The following is a 20,920-nucleotide window of genomic DNA, read 5'->3' as shown; positions in this document are numbered from 1 at the left end:
GGGCGGGGGAAAAGGGGCGTTCTGACTGGCGGGGCCCTGGCGGAGGTCAGGGGTGGGAGGCCTCGGCGATCGTTTCGGCGTATGCGCGGAACAGGCGCAGGCGGGGCCGGCCCGCCGGTTCCGCTTCCAGGAGCCGGGTCCAGGCCCGGGCGGCCAGGGCCCGGGCCCGAGACCCGGCCCACGCCGGGGGCAGCAGCTCCGGCGGCAGCAGCGGATCCGGCTCCATGGCCCGGCTGAAGGCCGCCGCCAGCGACACGGCCTGCACGAGTGCCCCGGTCCCGTCACCGGAAGGAGACGCAGACCCGGACCCCGACCCGGACGGGGACCCCGCCAGTACTTCTTCGGCGAGCGCGCCCACCTCCTCGTACCGCCCCGCGATCTCGGCCAGCGGCCACAGCGCCTCCGCCACCGCGACCGGCGACTCCGCCCCGCCCACGCGCAGGTCGCGGCTGCTGAGCACGGTGAGGGCGGCCCGCACGCCCAGCCGCCGGGCGGCCTCCTCCACCGCACCCCCGATCGCGTGCGGGCTCGCGTACAGCCCGCCCTGTACGGCGGCGGCGCCGAGCCGGGTCACCGTCTCGCGCAGTGCGTCCCGCGCCGACCGCTGCGCCTCCGGGACGGCGAAGGCGATCAGCTGCCAGTTCCCGTCCCAGGGAGCCTCGCCGCGGTCCTGGCGGTAGGCGAGGCGCACGTAATCGACGTTGGCGGCCAGCTCCCCGGCCGCCTCGGCGGCGGCCCGCAGCACCGCCTTGCGGCCCCGCCCCTCCTGGACGAACCGGCCTTCCGCAACCAGCCGCCGTACGCACAGCCGGACCTGCTGGTCCGTCATGCCCAGGGCCCCGGCGACGGGGTAGAGCTCCTCGGCGGCGACCGTGCCGTCCTCGCGGACCAGGGCGTGCACCAGCAGCCGGGTGGGGATCCCGGTCTCCGCGGCGGTCATGCGGCGCCCCCGGCTGCCCCGGGCGCCCCGAATGCGGGGCGGACGGCACGGTGCATGGTGGTGACCGCGCCGAAGCCCATCAGCGTGCGCAGCCACGGGGTCGGTTCGGTCTTCACGGCCTTGAACCCCTGTCGTTCGTAGAGGGCGCGGGCCCGTGGGTTGACGTCGATGACGTCCAACCGCACCTCGGTGCAGCCGTGCGCGGCGGCCACGGCGTCGATCTCGGCGAGCAGCCGGGCCCCGATGCCCCGGCCCCGGTGCTCCGCGTCCACGGCGATGCCGTCCATCACCAGCTGCCCGGCGGCCGGCCGGCGCTCCAGCAGGGCGAGCAGCGGCAGCCGGACCAGGCCGCGCAGGGCGCCGTACGCGCGCAGCACGTCCCCGGCCGTGCCACCGGTGAGGCCGCGGCCGCCCAGGCGGTAGCCGGCGACGCCCACGATCCGGCCGTCCCGGTCCACGGCCGTGACGGCCCGGTCCCGGTGCAGGTGGGCGGCGATGAACGCGCGCCCTGCCGGGGCCGGGCCGAGGGCCGCGCCCAACTTCCGCCCGAAGGCCTCCCAGTACAGCTCGGCGACCCGGGCCTCGCCGCCTGCGGGTACTTCGCGTCGTAGCTCCATGGGAAGGACTGTAGTACGTTCATATTGCGTTCGGAATGGAAACGATCGTTTGGGGGATGAAATGCATGGGCGGCGACTTCCCGCGCTGGGCCGCGTACGGAGGGCGCGGCCGCCGGTCCGGCCCGTGCCCCGGTGGGTGCGGGCCACCCTCTGGAGCGTGCTCGGTGCCCTGCTGGCGGCCCTCGCGCTGACCGGGGTGGCCGTCTGGCAGAACACCTACGAGATCCGGGAGCAACGGGTCACCGTGCCGGTGCCGGGCGCGGCCCCGCTGGACGCGGTGCTCGCGCTGCCGGAGGGCCGCGGCGGGGCGGCCGGGCGGACCGGGCCGCTCGGGCTGGTGGTCTTCGTGCACGGGGACGGCCCCGTGGACGCCACGCACGACGGCTACTACCGCCCGCTGTGGGAGGCCTTCGCCAAGGCGGGCTACGCCTCGCTGTCCTGGAGCAAGCCGGGGGTGGCCGGCGCGCCCGGAAACTGGCTGCACCAGAGCATGGCCGACCGGGCCGCCGAGACCTCCGCCGCGATCGCCTGGGCCCGTACCCGGGCGGAGGTGGACCCCGGCCGGATCGGGCTGTGGGGGGTGAGCCAGGCGGGCTGGGTGCTGCCGAAGGTGGTCGCGCGCACGCCCGGGATCCGGTTCGTCATCGCCGTCTCACCGGCCGTCAACTGGCTGCGCCAGGGCCGTTACAACACCCTCGCCGAACTCGCGGCGGCCGGCGCCGGCCCGGCCGAGGTCCGCGCGGCCCTCGCCGCCCGCGAGCACCGGCTCGACCTGCTGCGCCGGGGTGCCCCGTACGACGGCGAGGACATCACGCCCGACCGGTGGCGCTTCATCGGGAAGAACTTCCGCTCCGACGCGAGCGCCGATCTGCGGGCGATGCCGAAGAACGTGCCGGTGCTGCTGGTGCTCGGCGGGCACGACGTGAACGTGGACGTACGGGAGACGGAGGCGGTGTACCGGAGGCTGCTGCCGGCGGGGGTGCTGCGGGTGGTCCACTACCCGGAGGCCACGCACGGGATCGTTCCGAAGGCGGTGGAGGACTCGCCCGTGCGCGCCTTTCTCACGGCGGTCTTCGCCCCCCGCGCGCTGTACGCAGACGGCTACCTGTCCGACCAGGCAGCCTTCCTCCCCCAGCCCCGATCGAACCCCGCCGGCGTTTGAGGCGGGGGGTCCGGGGGCGGAGCCCCCGGAGGGGCTCCGCCGCCGGTCAGGGCTCGTCCGTCACCGGAATCGGCTGGGCCGGGATCTCGGCCGCCGCGGCCGGGGCCGGGGCCGGGGAGGCCCCGGTCGCCGTCGGGCCGTTCAGGTCGGACAGGAGGCGGCGGGCCAGGCCCAGCCCGGTCCCGCCCATGGTCAGCGCCTTCGCGAACATCTCCGACATGCCCTCGGCCCCGTTCAGCAGCACCATGTGCTCGACGTTCCCGAAGGCCCCCGCCCCCGCCTCGACGATCTTCGGCCAGTTCTCGGCGAGCTGCTGGGCGACCACCGCCTCCTGGTTCTCGGCGAGGGCCGCGGCCCGCGCCTTGATCGCTTCGGCCTCGGCGAGCCCCTTCGCCTTGGCGGCGGCCGCCACGGCGAGGCCCTTCGCCTCGGTGGCCGCGGCCTCCGCCTCGCCGGTCGCGCGGGTGGCCGTCGCGGCCGCGACCCCGCGGGCCTCGGTGGCCTGGGCCTCGGCGGCCGCGGCGGTCTTCACGCGGGTGGCCTCGGCCGCCGCGGCGAGCTCGGTCTCCTTCGCCTTGGCCTGGGCGGCCGAGATCCGGGCGTCGCGTTCGGCCTCGGCGAGGGTGCGCTTCTCGTACGCCTTGGCGTCGGCGGGCTTCCGTACGTCCGCCTGGAGCTGCTGCTCGCGCCGGTGCGCTTCCAGCTCGGCCACCCGGGTCTCCTGGACCACGACCTCCTGCCGGGCCGCCGCCTCCGACAGCGGGCCGGCCTGCCGGGCCGTGGCGGCCGCCTTGTCGCGTTCGGCCTGGTAGCCGGCCTGGAGGATCTCGCTGTCGCGGGTGGCCTCCGCCATCCGGGCCAGGGCGGTCTGCTCGGCCTCCGTGGCCAGCCGGTTCGCCTCCGCCTGCGCGATGCGGGCGTCCCGCTGGACGGCCGCCGCGTGCGGGGCCGCGAGGTTCTTGATGTAGCCGGTCGGGTCCTCGATCTCGTGGATCTGGAGGGAGTCCACGATCAGGCCCAGCTTCTCCATCTCCGTACCGCAGGCCGCCCGGGCCTGACCGGTCAGCTTCTCGCGGTCGCGGATCATGTCCTCGACGGTCAGCCCGCCGACGATGGAGCGCAGGTGGCCCGCGAACACGATGTGCACCCGCTCCGGCATCAGCTTCTGCTGGTCGAGGAAGCGGCGGGCCGCGTTGGCGATCGAGACGTAGTCGTCGCCCACCTTGAAGATGACCACGCCCCGCACCTTGAGCGGGATGCCCTGCTGGGTCACGCACTCCACCGACAGCTGGGTCTCGTTCAGGTCCAGCGACAGTTTCCGCACGGCCTGCACGCCCGGTACGACCAGGGTGCCCCGCCCGGTGACGATGCGGAACCCCATGCCCTCGCCCAGACCCTCGGTCTTGTGCGTGGAGCCGGAGATGACCAGCGCCTCGTTGGGTTCGGCCACCCGCCACATCAGCTTGAACAGGCCGACCAGTACCGCGATTCCGGCGAGACACGCTCCCGCCACGACGCCGACGACCATCGGCATTCGCCCCCTTAAGTGCGGCGCCGTCCGGCACCGACGAGGGGGAGTCTGCGCCCGGCTCCGGCCGTCCGGAAAGGTCCCGGTCCGATCTTGTCGCCATCTTGATACGGAAGGACGCGGACGCCCCGGCGGCGCGGGTCCGCCCGTCCGCCGCGGCGCCTCAGAGACCCTGCCCGGCCGCCGCGCCTCAGGGCCCGTACGCCGCCGCCACGTACACCGTCCGCGGGGGCATGTACTCGACGACCGTGACCACCGTCCCGGTCTCGAAGCGCTCGCCCGGCACGGCCGCGTACGCGAGGAAGGCCTCGGAGCCCCCGCGCACCGCGAGCATGACCTCCCCGACCAGGCCCGGCCCCACCGGGCCGGTCACCCGCCCGGTCCGCCCCACCACGTCGCCGGCCCCCGCCCCGCTGCCATCGGTCATGCGGCGAGGGTAGCCGCCGCAGTGCGCGAACCGCCGCGGATCCCGCCCGCCCCGGCACCCCCGACCACAACTGACGCAGCATCAGATATCTGCGGCACGGGTCTGGGAACCTCGCCCCCCGCTCGCTACCCTCCGCGCATGATTTCCACGGTTGTCTGGGGTACCGGCAACGTGGGCCGCGCCGCGATCCGAGCCGTCGAGGCCCATCCGGACCTGAACCTCACGTCCGTCCTCGTCCACAGCCCCGGGAAGGTCGGCCGCGACGCGGGCGAACTCGCCGGGCTCGACAGCACGTTGGGCGTCACCGCCACCGACGACATCGAGGCCGTGCTCGCCGCCCGGCCGCGGGCCGTCGTCTACGCGGCCTCCGGAGACATCCGCCCCGACGAGGCCCAGGCCGATGTCGTCCGGGCGCTCCGGGCCGGTGCCGTGGTGGTCACCCCCGCCCTGTACGCCTTCTACGACCAGCGCAGCGCCCCGCCCGAGCTGCGCGGGCCCGTGCTCGACGCGATCGCCGAGGGCGGCGGCTCGCTCTTCGTCTCCGGAGTGGACCCGGGCTGGGCCAACGACCTGCTGCCGCTGCTGGTCAGCGGGCTGGGCAGCACCGTCGACGCCATCCGCTGCCAGGAGATCTTCGACTACTCCACGTACGAGCAGGAGGACTCCGTCCGCCACCTGGTCGGCATGGGCCAACCCATGGACTACGAGCCGCCCATGCTGCTGCCCTCCGTCCCCACCATGGTCTGGGGCGGCCAACTGCGCCTGATGGCCCGGGCCCTGGGCGTGGAGCTGGACGAGATACGGGAGACCCTCGACCGGCGGGCCCTCGACGCCGACGTGACCACCCGCACCATGGGCGCGTTCGCGGCCGGCACCCAGGGGGCGGTGCGCTTCGAGGTGCAGGGGATCGTCGAGGGCGAGCCGCGGCTGGTCGTCGAGCACGTCACCCGCATCCACAAGGACTGCGCCCCGGACTGGCCGGTGCCGCCCGGCGGCGGGGACGGGGCCCACCGGGTGATCGTCGAGGGCCGCCCCCGGATCGAGGTCACGGTCGAGGCCTCCGACGAGGACGAGAACCGCTCCGCGGGCGGCAACGCCACCGCCGTCGGCCGGCTGGTCGGCGCGATCGACTGGCTGGCGGCCGCCCCGCCCGGACTCTACGACGCACTCGACGTCCCCCTGCGCCCCGCAGCCGGCAGACTCGGAAGGAAGCGGCCCTGATGAACATCGAGATCCCCGAAGGCAAGCACCCCATCGAGTACGTGTGGGGCGAGCTGGTCCCCGAGATCGGCATGGCCGCCTCCAATTTCTCCCTGTCCGTGTACGCCCACACCACCCTGGGGCTGCGGGAGTTCGAGGCCGCCCGGCTGCGCATCGCGCAGATCAACGGCTGCCTGTTCTGCCTGGACTGGCGCACCGACCGGGACGGGGAGAAGGTCGAGGAGGAGTTCGCCGGGGCGGTGGAGGAGTGGCGGACCACGGAGGCCTTCGACGAGCGCACCCGCCTGGCCGCCGAGTACGCGGAGCGGTACGCGCTCGACCACCACGGGCTGGACGAGGGCTTCTGGGCGCGGATGACCGCCTGCTACAGCCAGGCCGAGATCGTGGAGCTGACCATGAGCATCGGCTCCTGGCTGGCCTTCGGGCGGCTCAACCGGGTCCTGGGGCTCGACGCGGTGTGCGTACTGCCGGGGCACTGACCGTACGGGCACTGACCGTACGGGCGCCGGGTGCCGGGCGTACGGGCGGAGGGCGGGTGCCGGGTGCCGGCGCCCGCCCTCCGCCGTCCCGCCCTAGAAGTCGGCGGCGATGATGTGCTCGATGTTCCGTTCGGCGAGGGCCGTGATCGTGACGAACGGGTTCACGCTGGTGTTGCCGGGGATCAGCGCCCCGTCGATCACGTACAGGCCCGGGTGGCCGTGCAGGCGCCCGTGGTTGTCGGTCGCCCTGCCCAGCACCGCGCCGCCGAGCGGGTGGTAGGTCAGGTGGTCGCCCCACACCTTGTCGGTGCCGAAGAGGTCGCTGCGGTAGATCGTCCCCTCCTTGGCGTTGATCTTGTCGAAGATGGTGCGCGCCATGTCGATCGAGGGCTGCTTCCAAGCGGTCTGCCAGTTGAGCTCGACCCGGCTTGTGGCGGGGTTCCACGAGAACTCCGCGCGGTGCGGGTTCTTCGTGATGGAGAGGTAGAAGGAGGCGTACGTCTCGATGCCGGTGGGGAGCGGGGCCACCTCGGCGAAGGCCCCGCCGGCGGCCCAGTTGTCGATGCCGCCGGTGGGGATGGAGGCCTGCACCTTGCCGGTGGGGTCCCACATGTGGTTGGCGCGGCCGCACATGACGTTGCCGTTGTCCCCCCAGCCCTTGCCGATCTCGGAGTTGAGGGCGGGCAGGGCGCCGGTGGCCTTCAGCCGCACCAGGAGCTTGCTGGTGCCCACACTGCCGGCGGCGAAGAACACCTTGCCGGCCGTGACCGCCTTCGCCGCGAGCACCTGGCCGGAGGTGCCGATCTGCTCGATGGCGACGGTGTAGCCGCCGCCGGCGGCGGGGCTGACCGAGGTGACCCGGTGGAGCGGGGAGACGGCGACCCGGCCGGTGGCGGCGGCCTCGGCGAGGTAGGTCTTCTGGAGGGACTTCTTGCCGTGGTTGTTGCCGTAGAGGATCTCGCCGTCGAGCGCCGACTTCGGAACGGTGCCGGTGGCCTCCGCCTTCATGTACTCCCAGTCGTAGACGTCGGGGACGAAGACGAACGGGAAGCCGGAGCGCTGGGCGTGCTTCCGGCCGACCCGGGCGTACTGGTAGCAGGCGGCGGTCTCGAACCACGCGGGGTCGATGGTGGCCACGCCGAGGCCGGCGTTGGCGCGCGGGTAGTACGTCGCGTACATCTCGTCCGCGTCGACGGTGGGGAGGACGGCGGCGAAGTTCTCCCGGCGGGGGGTGACCGCCATCCCGCCGTTGACCAGGGAGCCGCCGCCCACTCCGCGGCCCTGGTAGACGATGATCCCGCCCATGTCCTCGGCGTCGAGGATGCCGGTGTACTTCGGGACGTCCTTGTCGATGGGGAAGCCGAGGAAGTTGCTCAGCGGGGCCTTGGTGCGGGTGCGCAGCCAGTACGACCGGTAGTCGGGGCTGGTGGTGTTGGCGAAGATCTTGCCGTCGCTGCCGGGGGTGTCCCAGGCCATGCCCATCTCGATCACGTGCACGTCGATGCCGGCCTGGGCGAGCCGCAGGGCGGCCACGGAGCCGCCGTAGCCGGAGCCGATGACCAGGGCGGGGATCCGGGCGCCGTTTTCGACGGGGGCGGTGGCGAGAGGGGTGCCGGCGAGCGTGGGGGCGGACGCGGCGTAGGCCTGGCCGCCGAGGGCGGCCGCGGCGAGAATGGAACCTGTTCCTGTGATGAATCCGCGGCGGGAGAGTCCGGGATTTCCTTGGGGTTGTGGGGGAAGTGTGTGCATGGGGATTTCCTCACCTCGAAGGAAGAGGAACGAGTTCTACTGCGCAGACCATGCGAAGTCACGCCACGCGCACGGGTAACTTCCGGCCAGGGTGCGGGCATTGACAGGGGTGGCCGGATCTGGCGGGCGGATCCTCAACTCCGGCTCAACCGCGAGGGGATGGGGCGGCGGGCATGCCATGATCGGGCAGCCGTTACCGGCGGGTAGGCCCGACGGGCGAGCCAGGCGGGTGAGTCCGGTGGGTGAGTCCGGTGGGTGAGTCCGAGGGGCCGTCCCGATGGGCCGTCCGATCGGCCGTCCGATGGGCCGTCCCGTGCCGCCGGTGACCGCAGCCACCCCCCAACGTTCGTGCACAACGCCGGAGGACACCCCCGTGCGCAAGCTCACCAGGAAGATCCTGGTCCCCGCACTGACCTCGCTCGCCCTCGCCGCCACCGGCTGCTCCGCAGCCGCGGGCCCCGACACCGCGGCCGCCGCGCCCGCCCCCGCGGCGGCCGCGTCCGCCACCCCGGCCGCCCTGCCGGCCGCGTCGGACACACAGGGCGGGGAGCTCGCCGTACGGGCGGCCCCGCGGGACACTCCCGCCGCCGTGGCCCGTCCGGCCGCCGCCGGGCACCCGGCCGCCCGGCGCAGCCCGCTGAAGGTCGCCGCCTACGACAAGAAGACCCGCCACGCCGTCATATCCCGTACGCAGAAGGCCGGTTCGGCACCCAAGGACGGCCCCGAGGTCGCCGGGGGCGGCGCCGCCGCGGATCCGAAGCCGGGCGACATCATCGCCAGCGCCCCCGCACCCGGCGCCCCCGACGGCCTGCTCGCCGAGGTCACCGAGGTGGTCCGCGCCACCGACGGGGGCACCGAGGTCGCCACCCGCCCCGCCACCCTCGGCCAGGTCCTCGCCGAGGACAAGGCCGAAGGACGCGTCCCGGTGGACCCGTCCACCGTCGAGGTCGTCCCGCTGCTGGACGGGGTGAAGTTCTCCTGGACCAAGCCGGACGGGGTCCACTTCGGCCCCAACGGCGTGAAGGTCCCCGCCGGGCGGCTGCGCCTCGACGTGGAGACCGGGATCGAGACCCCGCAGGACGCCCCCGTCTCCGCCGCCGCCTCCGCGTCGGGCTTCGTACAGCTCGCCCCCGAGGTGGAGTTCTCGTACGACGGACGGTCCGGGAAGGCGGGGCCGGGGGCCGCGTTCCTCGGCCTGAGCGGGGACTGGTCCGCGCAGTGGGCCCTGAGGGGCCGGCTGGCCGCCCAGGCGTCGAAGCGCATCCCCTTCGCCCGGCTGCACGCCGACCCGGTCATCCAGGTCGGACCGGTGCCCGTGGTCGTCAACCTCGACCTGACCGTCTACCTCCAGGTCCAGGCCGACGGCCGCATCGCGCTCGACGTCACCCAGCGGGTCGAGGGCGGGTTCCGGGTCGGGGGCAGCTACGCGTTCGGCCGGGGCTGGTCACCGGTCAGCACCTCCGAGGTGACGGGCACCCCCGTGACGGCCGCGGTCACCGCCTCCGGCCGGGCCCGGGCCGCGCTCGGCACCGAGGCCTCGGTCGGGCTCTACGGCACGGCCGGCCTCACCGCCGACTTCGCCCCGTACGTACGCGGCGAGGCCGGGCTCGCGGCCTCCGGCTCCTCGGACGGCGCCGCCGAGGCGACCGGCTCCTGGTCCCTCCACGGCGGCTTCGACCTCGCCGGGTACCTCAGCTTCCACCTGAAGATCTTCGGCACCCCGGTCTTCGAGAAGCGCATCCCGCTGGGCTCGCTGAACCGCGAATGGCCCCTGGCCGAAGGCAAGTTCCGCCGCGCCGCCTGAGCCGCGCCGCCTGAGCCGCGCCGCCTGACCGCCGCGCCGCCTGACCGCCGCGCGGCCTGAGCCGCGCCGCCTGACCGCCGCGCAGCACCCCGTACGCAGGCCCCCGTACGCCGAAGCGCCCCGCCCGCCGGTTCCGACCGGCCGGCGGGGCGTCTTCGTACGTCAGAGCCCGTCCGTGCTCCAACGGGTCTCGCCGTCCACCAGCGTGCCGGAGGCCTTCAGGCCGAGGGCGCGGGCCACGGCCGCCGAGGCCTCGTGCTCGGGGTGGACGTAGGCGGCCAGCGAGGCCACCCCCCGCCCGCGCAGCCAGTCGGCCATGGCCGCGGCCCCCTCGCGGGCGTAGCCCCGGCCCTGGTGCTCCACGCCCACCACCCAGGCCAGCGAGGCTTCGAGCCCGCCCCCCTCCGTCGCGTACACGGTCGCCTGCACCGTGCCGACGAGCCGGCCGTCCTCCGTGCGGCGCAGCAGCCAGTTCAGCCAGCCCTGGCTGCCGTCCGGGGAACGGCCCGCGGACTGGCGGGCGTACCGGGCCGCGAGCTCGTCGGGGGTGGCGGGTTCCCCGCCGGTCCACGTGTGCAGCCGGGCGTCGTCGAAGACCGGGAAGGCCTCCTGCGCGTGCTCGGCGCGGAGCGGCTCCAGGAGGAGTCGAGGGGTGGTCAATTGATCCGCGAGCGGCCACTGAGGAAATGAAGTCACCCGCGAACAGTAGTTCGCGAGAAGGAATCGACCGCGGTCGGACGGAACCCCGACCGGCCGCAAAGAGGAGGCTCTCATGACCGTCAACACCGCCGACCTGTTCCTCGCCGACCCGCTGCTCGACGCCGAGCTGGACGCCGCCGCCCTGGAGGCCGCGCTGCCGTCGCTCACCGAGAAGCTGGCCGCCCTGAAGGCCACGCTCAACCAGGACGAGCAGGCCGTGCTCAGCAGCATCGTCACCTCGTCCAGCCTCCACCTGAAGGAGCTCCAGGACATCAACGCCGAGGCGGACTACATCTTCTCCAAGCCGATCTCCGCGGCCGCGACCCCGGCCATCCGCATGGAGCTGCTGAACCTGCCGGACACCCTCGGCTTCAGCGAGTGACGGCCTGACCCACGGAACGAGAGGATCCCGCAATGGAACAGCTGACGCTGGTGGACCGGCTGTCGCACCTGTCAACGGAACTCACCGCCGCTGAGCGGGAGAACCTCAAGTTCCTCCTGAGCATGGCGGCTGGGGGACTCCTCAGCGGCCATGCTCAGGCCGTGCCGGAGCAGCTCCGGGAGGCGGCGCTCGCCACCGCCCAGCTCTCGCTGCCCCGCCTGCACGGCGACGAACGGCCCGAGTTCTCCACCGGAGTGGTCTTCCTGGGCCGCGGACCGTTCTTCTCCGACGCGGACATCGCCGCCCTCGACGAGGAGTCCCGCCGCCACCGCGGGCGCGCCGAACGCTTCCACGACCACTACGTGGCCTCCGGCGCCCCCCTCGCCCGCGAACTCGCCCTGTCCACGCAGGTCAACGACTTCCTGGTGTCCCAGGTCGGACCCGTCCTGCCCACGTACAAGGCGAACTACCTCTACTACGACGAGCCGGGCCTCGGCATCGACCCGCACGTGGACAAGGACGAGTTCTCCCTCAACGTCCTCACGATGCTGGAGCACAACCCGGACGAGCGGACCTCCGAACTCATCCTGTACCCGCCGGAGCAGGACGCGATCCGCGTCCACCTCGCCCCGGGCGAATCCCTTGTCTTCTTCGCCGACAGCGTCACCCACCAGCGCACCCGCACCGTCGCGGGCGAAGCGATCCGGCTGGTGTCGTTCGGCTACCGCACGATCGGAAATGCGTGATGACGAACACCCTCACCATGGGCCGTCGGCTGGCCGAGCTGCACGGGACGCTGACCCCGGCCGAGCAGGCCAACCTGAAGCTGATCCTCGGCCTGTCGGCCGGGCAGCTGGTGCCCGACAAGGACCCCGGCTCCGAGACCAGCCGGCGCGCGGTCTCCGAGGCCCTGGAGATCCTCTGCCCGTACGAGGTCGCCGACCCGCGCGGCCTCCAGTACCGCGGCCGCCCGGACTTCCTCACCGACGAGCTGCTCGCCGCGTTCCTCGCGGAGAAGGACCAGGTCGGCGAGAGCGCCGTGCCCTTCGACGAGCACTACCTCGGCTGCGGCGGCACGGTCGCCGACCGCATCGCCACCAGCCCGGAGCTGGCCGCGCTCGTGGCCTCCGTGGTCCCGAAGGCCGAGGCCACCGGCATCGCGAGCTACCTGTTCTACCGCGACGCGGGGCAGGGCATCATCCCGCACATCGACACGGACATCTTCTCGCTGAACGTGCTGATGATGCTGGAGCACGAGATCCCCGACGGGGTGGAGGAGCCCTCGGCCCTCTACATGCACTACCCCGACGGTACGGAGGAGCGGCTCCAGCTCTCTCCCGGCGAGGTCGTCATCTTCCTCGCGGGCACGCAGGCCCACAGCCGGACGCCGATCGTGGAAGGCGAGCGCGTCACCATCCTGACCTTCGGGTTCATGCCCGAGGGCGCGCCTCTGGAGAACTACCGAAGGTGACCACCGTCCTGGGAATCCACTGCGGGCACGAGTCCTCGTGCTCGGTCGTCCGCGACGGCCGGCTCCTGTCGGCCGTCCAGCAGGAGCGCGTGACCCGCCGCAAGTACGACGGGCAGGAGTTCCTCTCCGACCGGCTGCCGATCGAAGAGGCCCTGCGCCTCGCCGGGACCACGATCGACGAGGTCGACGTCATCGTGAGCTCCTTCCAGGCGGCCGGCCCCTCCGGGGTGGGCCTCCAGCGACCGCTGTACGCCCCCTCCTTCGCGGCCTTCGACCCCTTCGACCCGCGGCACCACGTCGTCTCCCACCACCTGGCGCACGCCGCCTCCGCCGTCTACCCCTCGGGGCTGCGGGCGGCGGCCGTGCTGGTGTCGGACAGCGCCGGCACCACCTCCTGGGACGGCAAGGACTTCTACGAGCCCTTCGCCGAGTTCCACGCCCGCTACTACGCGGACGCGGACGGGGACGGGGACACGGCCGCCGGCCGGGACGGCGGGTCCGTGCTCACCGAGATGCGGTCGGTCTACCGGTTCGCGGACGGCGCGTTCACGCTGCTCGACCGGGCGTACAGCAAGCCGCACAACCAGCCGGACGTCTTCGTGCAGAGCGAGGCCGGCCTCTTCGACAACGTCTCCCGGTACGTCTTCCGGGCCGAGCACGCCCACGGCCAGCTCATGGCGCTGGCCGGGCTGCCCCCGGCCGGACCGGTCCGGCTGACGGGCACCGACATCGTCACCGACGAGGAGACCCCCCGGCTGAAGAACGGCTGGCAGCTGCTGGAGGGCGGGGCCCGGGCCCCGGAGGACTCGGCCGACCTGGCCGCGGCCGTCCAGGACGCCTTCACCCGGCTGCTCCTGCACCACGCGCAGCGCGCCGTGGACCTCGCGGGGATCCCGGACCTGTGCTGCGCGGGCGGGGTCTTCCTCAACCTCACGGCGAACAGCGCGATCGCCGCCCTGCCCGGCGTGCGGGACACGTACGTGCCCTCCTGCCCGCACGACGCCGGGATCTCCGTCGGCGCCGCGTACCTGGGCTGGGCGCGCACGCAGTCCGGACCCGTGGTCACCGAGCGGATCCGCAACGACTTCCTGGGACGGCACGCGGAGCCCGTCACCCCCGAGCTGGCGGCGGAGTACGGCTTCGCCCCCGTGCCCCTCGGGGACGGGGAGGACCTGACCCGCGCCGCGGCCCGGATCATCGCCGGGGGTGCGGTGGTGGCCCGGTTCGCGGGGCGCGCCGAGTTCGGCCCGCGGGCCCTCGGCAACCGCTCGCTGATCTGCCACCCGGTCGCCTGCACCGACGCCCGGGCGAAGCTGAACCGGCTCAAGCAGCGGCAGGGCTGGCGTCCGGTCGCGCCCATCGTGCGCGCCGAGGACCTGGACACGTACTTCCGCGGTCCGGCCGAGTCCCCGTTCATGAACTTCAACTTCGAGGTGCGCGAGGAGTACCGCGAGCTGCTGGCGGAGGCGCTGCACGCGGACGGCACCGCCCGCGTGCAGACCGTGACCCCGGACTACAACCCGGAGATCCACGCCCTGCTCACCGCCATCGCGGAGCTCGGCCTGCCGCCGGTCCTCATCAACACCTCGCTCAACGGGCCGGGGCAGCCGATCATCGACTCGGCCGTCGAGGTGCTGGAGTTCGTCCGGCACCCGGTGGTGGACTACCTGCTCGGCGACGAGGGGCTGCTCGCCACCCCCGAGTCCGGCCCGCTGCGGGTACGGCGTCCGGAGTCGGTCGTCATGGCGGCCTTCGGTTCGGGCGACTCGGCGCGGTACGTGCTGAGCAGCACGACCGCGTCCAGCCCCGTGGACCGCCGGCTGTTCCTGGACCTGTGCGAGCAGGAGCGGGTGCTCGCGGACGGCAGCTCCCGGCTGGTCCTGGACTGCCTGAACGCGGGGCTGCTGGTCGAGGCGGACCGGTGACGGCCACGGCACCGGCTCCGGTGGAGTCGGCGCGGGCGGACACCGCCCCGGCGGGCCCGGCGCCCGCGGGGGCGGCGGCCGCGGGATCCGGGCCCGCGGGATCCGGGCCCCGGCCGGAGGCCGCACTGTGGACCGCGCTGCCGGTCGCGAACTTCCTCTCCTTCTTCGCGATCGCCGCCGTCGAGTTCGCCGTGCCGTTCGTGGCCGTGTCCACCCTCGGCGCGAGCTCGCTCGTCATCGCCGCCCTGGGCATCTGCCGCTTCGCCCCCCAGGTGCTGCTGGCCAAGGCCGCCGCGCTCGCCGTCGAGCGGTACGACCAGCGGACGGTCATGCTCGGCTCGGAGCTGCTGCGGGTGCTCGCCTTCCTGCTGTCGGCGCTGGCCCTCGCGGCCGGGCCGGGCTGGGGACTGGCCGTCTTCGGGCTCGCGAACATCGCCTTGGCCTGCGGATCCGTCCTGACCTCCGTGGCGACCCAGGTGCTGGTCCCGGCCGTGTTCCCGGACTCCGCCCTGCCCCGGATCTACGCCCGGCTGAGCATCGCGGAATCCGCCGCCGACGGGCTCGCGCCCTTCCTCACCGGCGTGGGACTCGGCCTGCTCGGGGTCGCCCCGGCCTTCGGCGCGGCGGCCGCACTGGCCCTGTGCGCCTGCGCCCTGCTGGTGCGGATCCCCCGCATGCGCGTCCCCGCAGCGGGCGGGGAGCCCGTGGCGCAGGCGGGTGCGGACGGTGCGGACGGTGCGGATGGTGCGGACGGGAGCGGGTCGGAGCGCCCGGCCGCCCCCACCGGGCGCACCACCCTGCGCCGGGGGCTGCGGCTCAACCTGGCCACGCCACCGCTGCGGATCCTGACCGTGTGGGCGGTGGCGTACAACCTCGGCCAGTGCATGATCGAGGCCCTGCTGCTCATCGCGCTCCTGGACCAGACCCCGGTGACCGCGGCCGGCTACGGGGTGATCAGGACCTGCGTGGTGCTGTTCGCCGCCCTCGGGGCCTCCCTCGCCGAGCGGCTGCCGGCCCGGCTCCGCACCGGCCTGGGCACGGCCGTCTTCGGCTGCGGGGCGGTGGCCTCGTACGCGCTGCTGGGTCTCGGGGTGTACGTGGGCGGGGTGGCGGGGCTGGTCCTCGTCCTCGCCGGGTTCGTCATCGACGAGTTCTGCTCCGGGGTGGTGCTCGTCCGCGTCCAGACCTTCCGGGCCCGGGCGATCGCCCAGGAGGACCGGGCCATCGCGACCGCCGCGTACCGGGCGGCCAATCTGACGGCCGTGCCGGTCGGCTTCGCCCTCGGCGGGCTGGCCGGGCTGTTCCTCAGCCCCGCGCACACCCTGTTCGCCGTCGGCCTGCTGATGCTCCTGCCCGCTGCGCTGGTCCTGTCCCGGCCGGTACGGGAGGCCGCGTAAGGCGGGTTCCGCGCCGCCCGGACCGGGTCGCGGGACCCGGAGGAGCCGACGGAACGTCAGGACCGCGCTGTGGAACGGCCCCTGACCGACTGGCATACTGCTCGGTATAGCCCTTCGTGCATCCCCCGTCGCGAAGGGCTATACCCATTGGCCGGCGCCACCGGGGCGGCGGCGCCGGCGCACGGCGTGCCACACGGGCAGGGGACTCCCCTCGTGGTCCCCTGACCGTGTTTTTTGCAGTTAACAGTGACGTAGAGTGTTTACGCAAGCCCGGGGCACTTGCGCCGGTGCACGATGCGAACGTAGGTAACCGGATGGACATCGGCGAAGAACACGTGCCCGAACTGCGGTCGTTGCAGCAGAAGGTCGAGTACATGCTGGAGAAGACCTTCCCGGGCCAGAAGGTGTCCGGGCGGACCTTCGCCGAGCTGGTCAAGGAGCGCGGCGGCTCCCTCTCCCACAGCTACTTCTCCAACATCCTGGCCGGGAAGGTCACCCAGCCCTCCGAGGAGATCCTCAAGGCCCTCGGGCTGGGCTTCGGCGTGGACTGGCGGTTCTTCAAGGAGGAGTCGGAAGTGGTCGGCGACGTGGTCGCCGGTCTCCGCTTCCTCGCCAAGCGGCGCACCGGCGAGATCAGCGGACTGGCCGGGCGCGGCGTGGACGACGACGGACTGCCCGCCGAACTCCTCGAGTTCGCCCTCTCACTGCTGGCGGACACCAAGGCGCGGCAGCAGCCGGACGAGGCGGAGGGCGGCGAGCCGGCGGGCTAGCGCGGCGCCGAGGAGGCGGCGAACCGGCGGGCTAGCGCGGCGCCGAGGGGGCTTCGAACCTGTGGATCGCGGGATGCGGCTGGGTGCGCGCCTGCGGGGTTGGCTAAAATCGCCGACCGCATGCCACACGCGTGACGACGACCAAGAGGCCTCCATGTCCCTGCGTGAACTGCGCAAAGAGTGCGAAGCCGGGCTCGCCGGCCTTCCCATACCGGCCCCGTTCACCATCGAGGGCCTGGTCGCGAACATGGAGGCGGCCCGCGGCCGGACCATCGTCCTCCAGGAGCTGCCCGAGCGGCTGGCGCGCGTCAACGCCGCCTGCGGCCTGCGGTTGAAGTCCGGCGACACCAGCTACGTGCTCTACCGGCGGCGCCCCACCGCGTACCAGACCCAGCACGTGATCCTGCACGAACTCTGCCACGAGTGGTTCGACCACGGCACCAGCCTCGACGCCGACCAACTCAGGCTGCTGCTCCCGGTGTTCGACACCTCGCTGATCAAGCGGGTGCTCTCCTCCGACACCGTCCAGGCCCGCGCCCAGTACGACACCCACGACGAGCGGGTCGCCGAGTTCGGGGCCTCCCTGATCCCGCGCATGGCCAGGGACGTGACCAGCGACGACATGGTCGGACGGCTGGCCAACTCGCTCTCCCGGCCGGTGGCCCACCAGCGACGCGGACTGTTCCGGAGCGGCTTCTTCCGCGGCCCGTGGCGCACCTGACCGGCCGTCGGCCGCGGGCCCATGGCACAGTCGTTCCCACGGCCGCCCGGCACCCCCGCCCAGCACACCCCGAGGAACTCACGTGACCGCGCTCGACCTCGCCGGCTACCTCATAGCCGGTCTGATGACTGCCGTCGCCCTGTGGCGCATGCCGGCCGCACTCTGGGGCGACGAGGAGGACAAGCGCCGGCGGGCGCTGTGGGGCTGCTACGCGGGCTTCGCCGCCGCCCTGTGGACCAAGACCCGGGTGGTCCGCATCGGGCTCAACAACAGCCCCGTCGTGGACCTCGCCGTGCTGATCAAGCACTACACGTCCACCATCGCCATCCTGGCGATCCTCAGCTACATCGTCGCGATCTACGGCCACTACCCCGAGGGCGGTACCGTCCCCCGCCACGTCCGCTTCGCCCGGCTCGTGCAGCAGGTGGCCGCGAAGGCCTCCGTGGTCACCCTCGTCCTGCTGACCGTGCTCTTCTTCACGGTCGTGGACCGCTCGGTCCCGGCGGACCGGTTCGTCGCCGAACACGCGGGCCAATGGGGCGCCACCCTCTACATGAGCGTGTTCTACCTGTACTTGGGCGCCGCCTCCGCCGTCAGCGCCTACCAGTGGGCCCTGGCCACGGCCGACTCCAAGCTGCTGCACCTCCGGGTCGGCCTCGGCATGATGACGTTCGCGATGTTCATCGGCGTCGGCTACACCCTCAGCCGGACCCTGTTCCTGTGGATCAGCGTGGTGGACCAGCCGAGCGAGGGCTTCGCCCTCGCCTTCGACCAGGTGACCGAGGCGGCCCAGGTGGTCCTGTTCGCCTTCTTCGCCGTCGGCGCCTCCATCCCCGCCTTCAGCAAGGGCTGGCGGCGGGCCCGGCTGTGGCGGGCCCAGGTGGCCCTGCACCCGCTGTGGCGGGAGCTGATGACCGCCTTCCCCGACCAGCCCTTCGCCCCGCCGGCCTCCCTCGGCCGCGAGCTGACCCGTTTCGACACCCCTGCGGACCTGCGCGTGGACCGCTGGGCGGCGGACATCGCCGACGCCGTCGAGAAGCTCCGCCACTACGTGCCCGACAGCCTGCTCGACGCCGCCAAGGAGGCCGCCGCGGCCGACGGCGCGGACCCGGCGCGGGCCGGCTCGCTGGCCGACGCCCACTGGATCAAGGCCGCCCTGGCCGCCAAGGCCGGGGGCGCGCCCGCCGGGAAGGCCGCCGCCTTCGAGACCAAGCACGCCACCGACCAGGACGGCGAGGTGGCCTGGCTGGTCCGGGTCGCCGCCGCCTACAAGCACATCCCGGAAGAGCGGACGCGCGCCGTCCTCCGATCCTGCCTGGAGCCCACCGCATGACCCGCCCCGAGCCCACCGTCCGTACCGGCAGCGCCGACCGCACCGAGCCCGGCAACCGCACCGGCCGCACCGAGGACGCGGCCCGCCGCGTCACCGACGTCCTCCAGCCCCGCAACGTCCTGCTCGCGGGCATGCTCGGCATCGGCCTGGCCGCGGCCGGCCACTGGACCGGCCTGCTGTGGGGCCTGCTGGGCGCCCTGTGCGCCGGCCTGATCCCGGCCGGCTACATCGAATGGGAGCGCAAGCGGGGCACCTGGGGCGACCGCCACGTCGTCGACCGCACCCAGCGGGCGCCGATCTTCTTCGTCATCCTCGGCTCCATCGGCACCGGCTCCCTGGTCATGCTCCTCGGCGGGGCCCCCACGGCCATCCTGGTCGCGATGCTCGGCCTGTGGGTGATGACCGTCGGGCTGCTCGCGGTGAACACCGTCTGGAAGATCTCGGTGGACTCCGCCGTGGCCTCGGCGGTGGTGGCCCTGCTGGCCGCGGTGCACTCCCCGTGGTGGCTCCTCGCGTACGCCCTCACGATCGCGGTGTGCTGGTCCCGCGTCGCGCTCTCGTACCACACGGTGGCCCAGACCGTCGCCGGCGCCTCCCTCGGCGCGGCGACGGCCGCCGCCTTCCTCTTCGCCTGACCGGCCGCGCCCGGCCCCGGGGTGCGGCTTCCGCCGAATGCGCGGATGCTGGGTGTGCCGACTGCATGCCGGGCGTGCCGGCAGGCGCTAGGAGGAAGACATGTCGATGCTGGACAAGCTCAGGGGCATGCTGAAGGGCCACGAGGAAACCGCCCGGCAGGGCGTCGAAAAGGCCGGCGACGCCTTCGACGCAAGAACCGGCAACAAGTACCAGAGCCAGGTCGACATGGCCCAGCAGAAGCTGAACGAACAACTGGGCACCGACCGCCCCCAGGAGAACCCGCCGCAGACCTGAACCCAGACCCGGCAGTCACCGAAGGCCCAGGTCCCCGACCTGGGTCTTCGCAGGCGCCTCAAGCCTGCTTCGGGGGCGTGCCGGATTCGGCGGCGCGGCGGTACTCGGCGTTGATGCGCTGGGCCTCCTCGAGCTGGTCCTCGAGGATGATGATGCGGCAGGCGGCCTCGATCGGGGTGCCCTGGTCGACGAGTTCGCGGGCACGGGCGGCGATGCGGAGCTGGTAGCGGGAGTAGCGGCGGTGGCCGCCCTCGGAACGCAGCGGAGTGATCAGGCGGGCCTCGCCGATGGCACGGAGGAAGCCCTGGGTGGTGCCGATCATCTCGGCGGCTCGGCCCATGGTGTACGCGGGGTAGTCGTCGTCGTCGAGACGGTCGTACGAGTCGCCTGCTGTCATGTGCACCTCTCCGTGAAAAACGCATAGAGGGGCCCTGGTGCCAGTACTGGCACCAGGGCCCTGAAGGAACTACTACACCACCTGCCGGCCCTGATGAAGCGCCGGCCTCCTGTGTCCGCACACCCGGCCCGGTGGCTGCCGTCGGTGCGGGGATCGCAGTTGCTTGACCGAAGACCACCTCGCTATCGATGTCCCGCGGTACCCGGACTCGAGACTTCCGTCCGGGCGATCCTGATGGCGCCGTGTTCCTCCGTTCCTTCCTCGCTGATCAACTTCTTGCCTTGCGTCCTGCTCACTGCACCTGCGTGTGCAGCGCGCCGGCAGTTCGTCTCTGCCGGCCCTGAGGTCTCTGCTGGTTACGAAAGAAAACATACCTCAACCGCACCCCGATATCTACTGCGGCGAGCATAGATTTTTGTGTCCCGGGTGTTGGGGTAGTGGCCTGGACGGGGTGGGGTGCCCCGTAGGATCGGGTTCCATGTCGAAGATTGACGAGCTGCTCGTTGACGTCGCCAGGCTGGTGGAGTCCGGGCAGAGCAACCAGATGTCCCTGACCGTCGTGACCGGGGGCGCTGTCATCACAGGTCGGCTGGCACCCGAAGCGGTGTGGCGGCAGCGGGTCTCGGAGGTCTTGGCGGACTCCGACCGGCTGGCCGAGTTCTCCGCCGTCTTCGCGGCCGCGGCGCCGAAGGAAGGCCCGCCCACGCACCTGCACTTCCACCTGGCGCGGATCCTCCAGGGCACGGTGGGGATCCCGGAGACGGGCGGGATGTACCGCGTCTCGATCGCGGACATCAGCGCCTGGACCATGGGCGATGTCAGGTATTCCGACCACTGACCCCGTCTGACGAACAGCAGCCCTCCGTCTATGCAGGGAAGGGACCCGGGGGGGAGGGGGGGGGGGGGGGGGGGGTTTCTTCATCCAAAGAGGAAACGGGGGGAGAAGAGGGGGGGGGGGAGGGAGAGGC

22 protein-coding genes are annotated in these 20,920 nt (G+C 73.0%); 15 read left to right on the top strand and 7 right to left on the bottom strand.

Annotation, left to right across the window (positions count from 1 at the left end):
* Positions 1-46: 46 nt before the first annotated feature.
* Positions 47-940: a PaaX family transcriptional regulator C-terminal domain-containing protein gene (locus ACZ407_RS05325; RefSeq protein ID WP_468125667.1), complete on the bottom strand. Its 894-nt coding sequence runs from the start codon at positions 938-940 to the stop codon at positions 47-49.
* A complete protein-coding gene (locus ACZ407_RS05320) occupies positions 937-1,557 on the bottom strand; it encodes a GNAT family N-acetyltransferase (protein WP_468125665.1) in 621 nt (206 codons plus the stop codon). The genes ACZ407_RS05325 and ACZ407_RS05320 overlap by 4 nt, the downstream gene beginning before the upstream one ends.
* Positions 1,558-1,714: 157 nt before the next feature.
* Between ACZ407_RS05320 and ACZ407_RS05315 the strand changes: the two genes are divergently transcribed.
* Positions 1,715-2,719 carry an alpha/beta hydrolase family protein gene (locus tag ACZ407_RS05315; RefSeq protein ID WP_468125664.1) on the top strand — a complete coding sequence of 335 codons (1,005 nt, stop codon included), beginning with the start codon at positions 1,715-1,717 and terminating at the stop codon, positions 2,717-2,719.
* 46 nt (positions 2,720-2,765) lie between these two features.
* Here the strand turns inward: ACZ407_RS05315 and ACZ407_RS05310 are convergent, their stop codons facing one another.
* Together ACZ407_RS05310 and ACZ407_RS05305 are read right to left on the bottom strand one after the other, a co-directional pair.
* Positions 2,766-4,253 carry an SPFH domain-containing protein gene (locus ACZ407_RS05310; RefSeq protein ID WP_468125663.1) on the bottom strand — a complete coding sequence of 496 codons (1,488 nt, stop codon included), beginning with the start codon at positions 4,251-4,253 and terminating at the stop codon, positions 2,766-2,768.
* 184 nt (positions 4,254-4,437) lie between these two features.
* On the bottom strand, positions 4,438-4,674 hold the full coding sequence (locus ACZ407_RS05305; RefSeq protein ID WP_468125661.1) for a hypothetical protein: 237 nt from the start codon (positions 4,672-4,674) through the stop codon (positions 4,438-4,440).
* A 138-nt stretch (positions 4,675-4,812) separates the two neighbouring features.
* On the opposite strand from ACZ407_RS05305, the gene ACZ407_RS05300 reads away from it, so the two are divergent.
* Positions 4,813-5,895, top strand: coding sequence for an NAD(P)H-dependent amine dehydrogenase family protein (locus tag ACZ407_RS05300; protein ID WP_468125659.1), 1,083 nt, complete (start codon positions 4,813-4,815; stop codon positions 5,893-5,895).
* Positions 5,895-6,374, top strand: a complete 480-nt coding sequence (locus ACZ407_RS05295; RefSeq protein ID WP_468125657.1) for a carboxymuconolactone decarboxylase family protein — start codon at positions 5,895-5,897, stop codon at positions 6,372-6,374. Before ACZ407_RS05300 ends, ACZ407_RS05295 begins: the two co-directional genes overlap by 1 nt.
* Positions 6,375-6,467: 93 nt before the next feature.
* On the opposite strand, the gene ACZ407_RS05290 is transcribed toward ACZ407_RS05295, so the two are convergent.
* Entirely contained in the window at positions 6,468-8,123 is a 1,656-nt protein-coding gene (locus ACZ407_RS05290) for a GMC oxidoreductase (protein ID WP_468125656.1), read from the bottom strand.
* Between the two features lie 373 nt (positions 8,124-8,496).
* On the opposite strand from ACZ407_RS05290, the gene ACZ407_RS05285 reads away from it, so the two are divergent.
* Positions 8,497-9,927, top strand: coding sequence for a hypothetical protein (locus ACZ407_RS05285; protein ID WP_468125655.1), 1,431 nt, complete (start codon positions 8,497-8,499; stop codon positions 9,925-9,927).
* Positions 9,928-10,089: 162 nt separating this feature from the next.
* On the opposite strand, the gene ACZ407_RS05280 is transcribed toward ACZ407_RS05285, so the two are convergent.
* Complete coding sequence (locus tag ACZ407_RS05280) at positions 10,090-10,623, bottom strand: GNAT family N-acetyltransferase (protein ID WP_468125654.1); 534 nt, start codon at positions 10,621-10,623, stop codon at positions 10,090-10,092.
* A gap of 76 nt (positions 10,624-10,699) precedes the next feature.
* Between ACZ407_RS05280 and ACZ407_RS05275 the strand changes: the two genes are divergently transcribed.
* From ACZ407_RS05275 to ACZ407_RS05230, 10 genes are all read left to right on the top strand, one after another.
* Positions 10,700-11,008 (top strand): hypothetical protein, encoded by a 309-nt coding sequence (locus ACZ407_RS05275; protein WP_468125653.1) that lies wholly within the window; start codon positions 10,700-10,702, stop codon positions 11,006-11,008.
* 32 nt (positions 11,009-11,040) lie between these two features.
* Complete coding sequence (locus ACZ407_RS05270; protein ID WP_468125651.1) at positions 11,041-11,754, top strand: hypothetical protein; 714 nt, start codon at positions 11,041-11,043, stop codon at positions 11,752-11,754.
* Positions 11,754-12,479, top strand: coding sequence for a hypothetical protein (locus ACZ407_RS05265; RefSeq protein ID WP_468125649.1), 726 nt, complete (start codon positions 11,754-11,756; stop codon positions 12,477-12,479). Before ACZ407_RS05270 ends, ACZ407_RS05265 begins: the two co-directional genes overlap by 1 nt.
* Positions 12,476-14,404, top strand: a complete 1,929-nt coding sequence (locus ACZ407_RS05260) for a carbamoyltransferase C-terminal domain-containing protein (RefSeq protein ID WP_468125647.1) — start codon at positions 12,476-12,478, stop codon at positions 14,402-14,404. The genes ACZ407_RS05265 and ACZ407_RS05260 overlap by 4 nt, the downstream gene beginning before the upstream one ends.
* Positions 14,401-15,801, top strand: a complete 1,401-nt coding sequence (locus ACZ407_RS05255) for an MFS transporter (protein WP_468125646.1) — start codon at positions 14,401-14,403, stop codon at positions 15,799-15,801. Before ACZ407_RS05260 ends, ACZ407_RS05255 begins: the two co-directional genes overlap by 4 nt.
* Positions 15,802-16,115: 314 nt before the next feature.
* Positions 16,116-16,571: a hypothetical protein gene (locus ACZ407_RS05250; RefSeq protein ID WP_468125644.1), complete on the top strand. Its 456-nt coding sequence runs from the start codon at positions 16,116-16,118 to the stop codon at positions 16,569-16,571.
* A gap of 154 nt (positions 16,572-16,725) precedes the next feature.
* Positions 16,726-17,292: a toxin gene (locus ACZ407_RS05245; RefSeq protein ID WP_468125642.1), complete on the top strand. Its 567-nt coding sequence runs from the start codon at positions 16,726-16,728 to the stop codon at positions 17,290-17,292.
* 82 nt (positions 17,293-17,374) lie between these two features.
* Positions 17,375-18,625: an MAB_1171c family putative transporter gene (locus tag ACZ407_RS05240; protein ID WP_468125641.1), complete on the top strand. Its 1,251-nt coding sequence runs from the start codon at positions 17,375-17,377 to the stop codon at positions 18,623-18,625.
* Positions 18,622-19,260 (top strand): hypothetical protein, encoded by a 639-nt coding sequence (locus ACZ407_RS05235; RefSeq protein ID WP_468125639.1) that lies wholly within the window; start codon positions 18,622-18,624, stop codon positions 19,258-19,260. The genes ACZ407_RS05240 and ACZ407_RS05235 overlap by 4 nt, the downstream gene beginning before the upstream one ends.
* Positions 19,261-19,360: 100 nt before the next feature.
* The gene (locus ACZ407_RS05230) at positions 19,361-19,555 is read left to right on the top strand and encodes an antitoxin (RefSeq protein ID WP_468125638.1); all 195 of its coding nucleotides are present in this window, start codon (positions 19,361-19,363) and stop codon (positions 19,553-19,555) included.
* A 58-nt stretch (positions 19,556-19,613) separates the two neighbouring features.
* On the opposite strand, the gene ACZ407_RS05225 is transcribed toward ACZ407_RS05230, so the two are convergent.
* The gene (locus tag ACZ407_RS05225; RefSeq protein WP_468125636.1) at positions 19,614-19,952 is read right to left on the bottom strand and encodes a MerR family transcriptional regulator; all 339 of its coding nucleotides are present in this window, start codon (positions 19,950-19,952) and stop codon (positions 19,614-19,616) included.
* A gap of 478 nt (positions 19,953-20,430) precedes the next feature.
* Between ACZ407_RS05225 and ACZ407_RS05220 the strand changes: the two genes are divergently transcribed.
* Positions 20,431-20,790: a hypothetical protein gene (locus ACZ407_RS05220; protein WP_468125635.1), complete on the top strand. Its 360-nt coding sequence runs from the start codon at positions 20,431-20,433 to the stop codon at positions 20,788-20,790.
* Positions 20,791-20,920 lie beyond the last annotated feature (130 nt).

Source organism: Streptomyces sp. NPDC030809, from assembly GCF_055572195.1.
Note: the sequence above shows the minus strand (reverse complement) of the source record. Positions and strands in the feature narration are given on the sequence as shown.

Coding starts and splice junctions, on each gene's coding strand:
- ACZ407_RS05325 (WP_468125667.1), bottom strand. CDS start 940: ATGACCGCCGCGGAGACCGGGATCCCCACCCGGCTGCTGGTGCACGCC.
- ACZ407_RS05320 (WP_468125665.1), bottom strand. CDS start 1,557: ATGGAGCTACGACGCGAAGTACCCGCAGGCGGCGAGGCCCGGGTCGCC.
- ACZ407_RS05310 (WP_468125663.1), bottom strand. CDS start 4,253: ATGCCGATGGTCGTCGGCGTCGTGGCGGGAGCGTGTCTCGCCGGAATC.
- ACZ407_RS05305 (WP_468125661.1), bottom strand. CDS start 4,674: ATGACCGATGGCAGCGGGGCGGGGGCCGGCGACGTGGTGGGGCGGACC.
- ACZ407_RS05300 (WP_468125659.1), top strand. CDS start 4,813: ATGATTTCCACGGTTGTCTGGGGTACCGGCAACGTGGGCCGCGCCGCG.
- ACZ407_RS05295 (WP_468125657.1), top strand. CDS start 5,895: ATGAACATCGAGATCCCCGAAGGCAAGCACCCCATCGAGTACGTGTGG.
- ACZ407_RS05290 (WP_468125656.1), bottom strand. CDS start 8,123: ATGCACACACTTCCCCCACAACCCCAAGGAAATCCCGGACTCTCCCGC.
- ACZ407_RS05275 (WP_468125653.1), top strand. CDS start 10,700: ATGACCGTCAACACCGCCGACCTGTTCCTCGCCGACCCGCTGCTCGAC.
- ACZ407_RS05270 (WP_468125651.1), top strand. CDS start 11,041: ATGGAACAGCTGACGCTGGTGGACCGGCTGTCGCACCTGTCAACGGAA.
- ACZ407_RS05265 (WP_468125649.1), top strand. CDS start 11,754: ATGACGAACACCCTCACCATGGGCCGTCGGCTGGCCGAGCTGCACGGG.
- ACZ407_RS05250 (WP_468125644.1), top strand. CDS start 16,116: ATGGACATCGGCGAAGAACACGTGCCCGAACTGCGGTCGTTGCAGCAG.
- ACZ407_RS05245 (WP_468125642.1), top strand. CDS start 16,726: ATGTCCCTGCGTGAACTGCGCAAAGAGTGCGAAGCCGGGCTCGCCGGC.
- ACZ407_RS05235 (WP_468125639.1), top strand. CDS start 18,622: ATGACCCGCCCCGAGCCCACCGTCCGTACCGGCAGCGCCGACCGCACC.
- ACZ407_RS05230 (WP_468125638.1), top strand. CDS start 19,361: ATGTCGATGCTGGACAAGCTCAGGGGCATGCTGAAGGGCCACGAGGAA.
- ACZ407_RS05225 (WP_468125636.1), bottom strand. CDS start 19,952: ATGACAGCAGGCGACTCGTACGACCGTCTCGACGACGACGACTACCCC.
- ACZ407_RS05220 (WP_468125635.1), top strand. CDS start 20,431: ATGTCGAAGATTGACGAGCTGCTCGTTGACGTCGCCAGGCTGGTGGAG.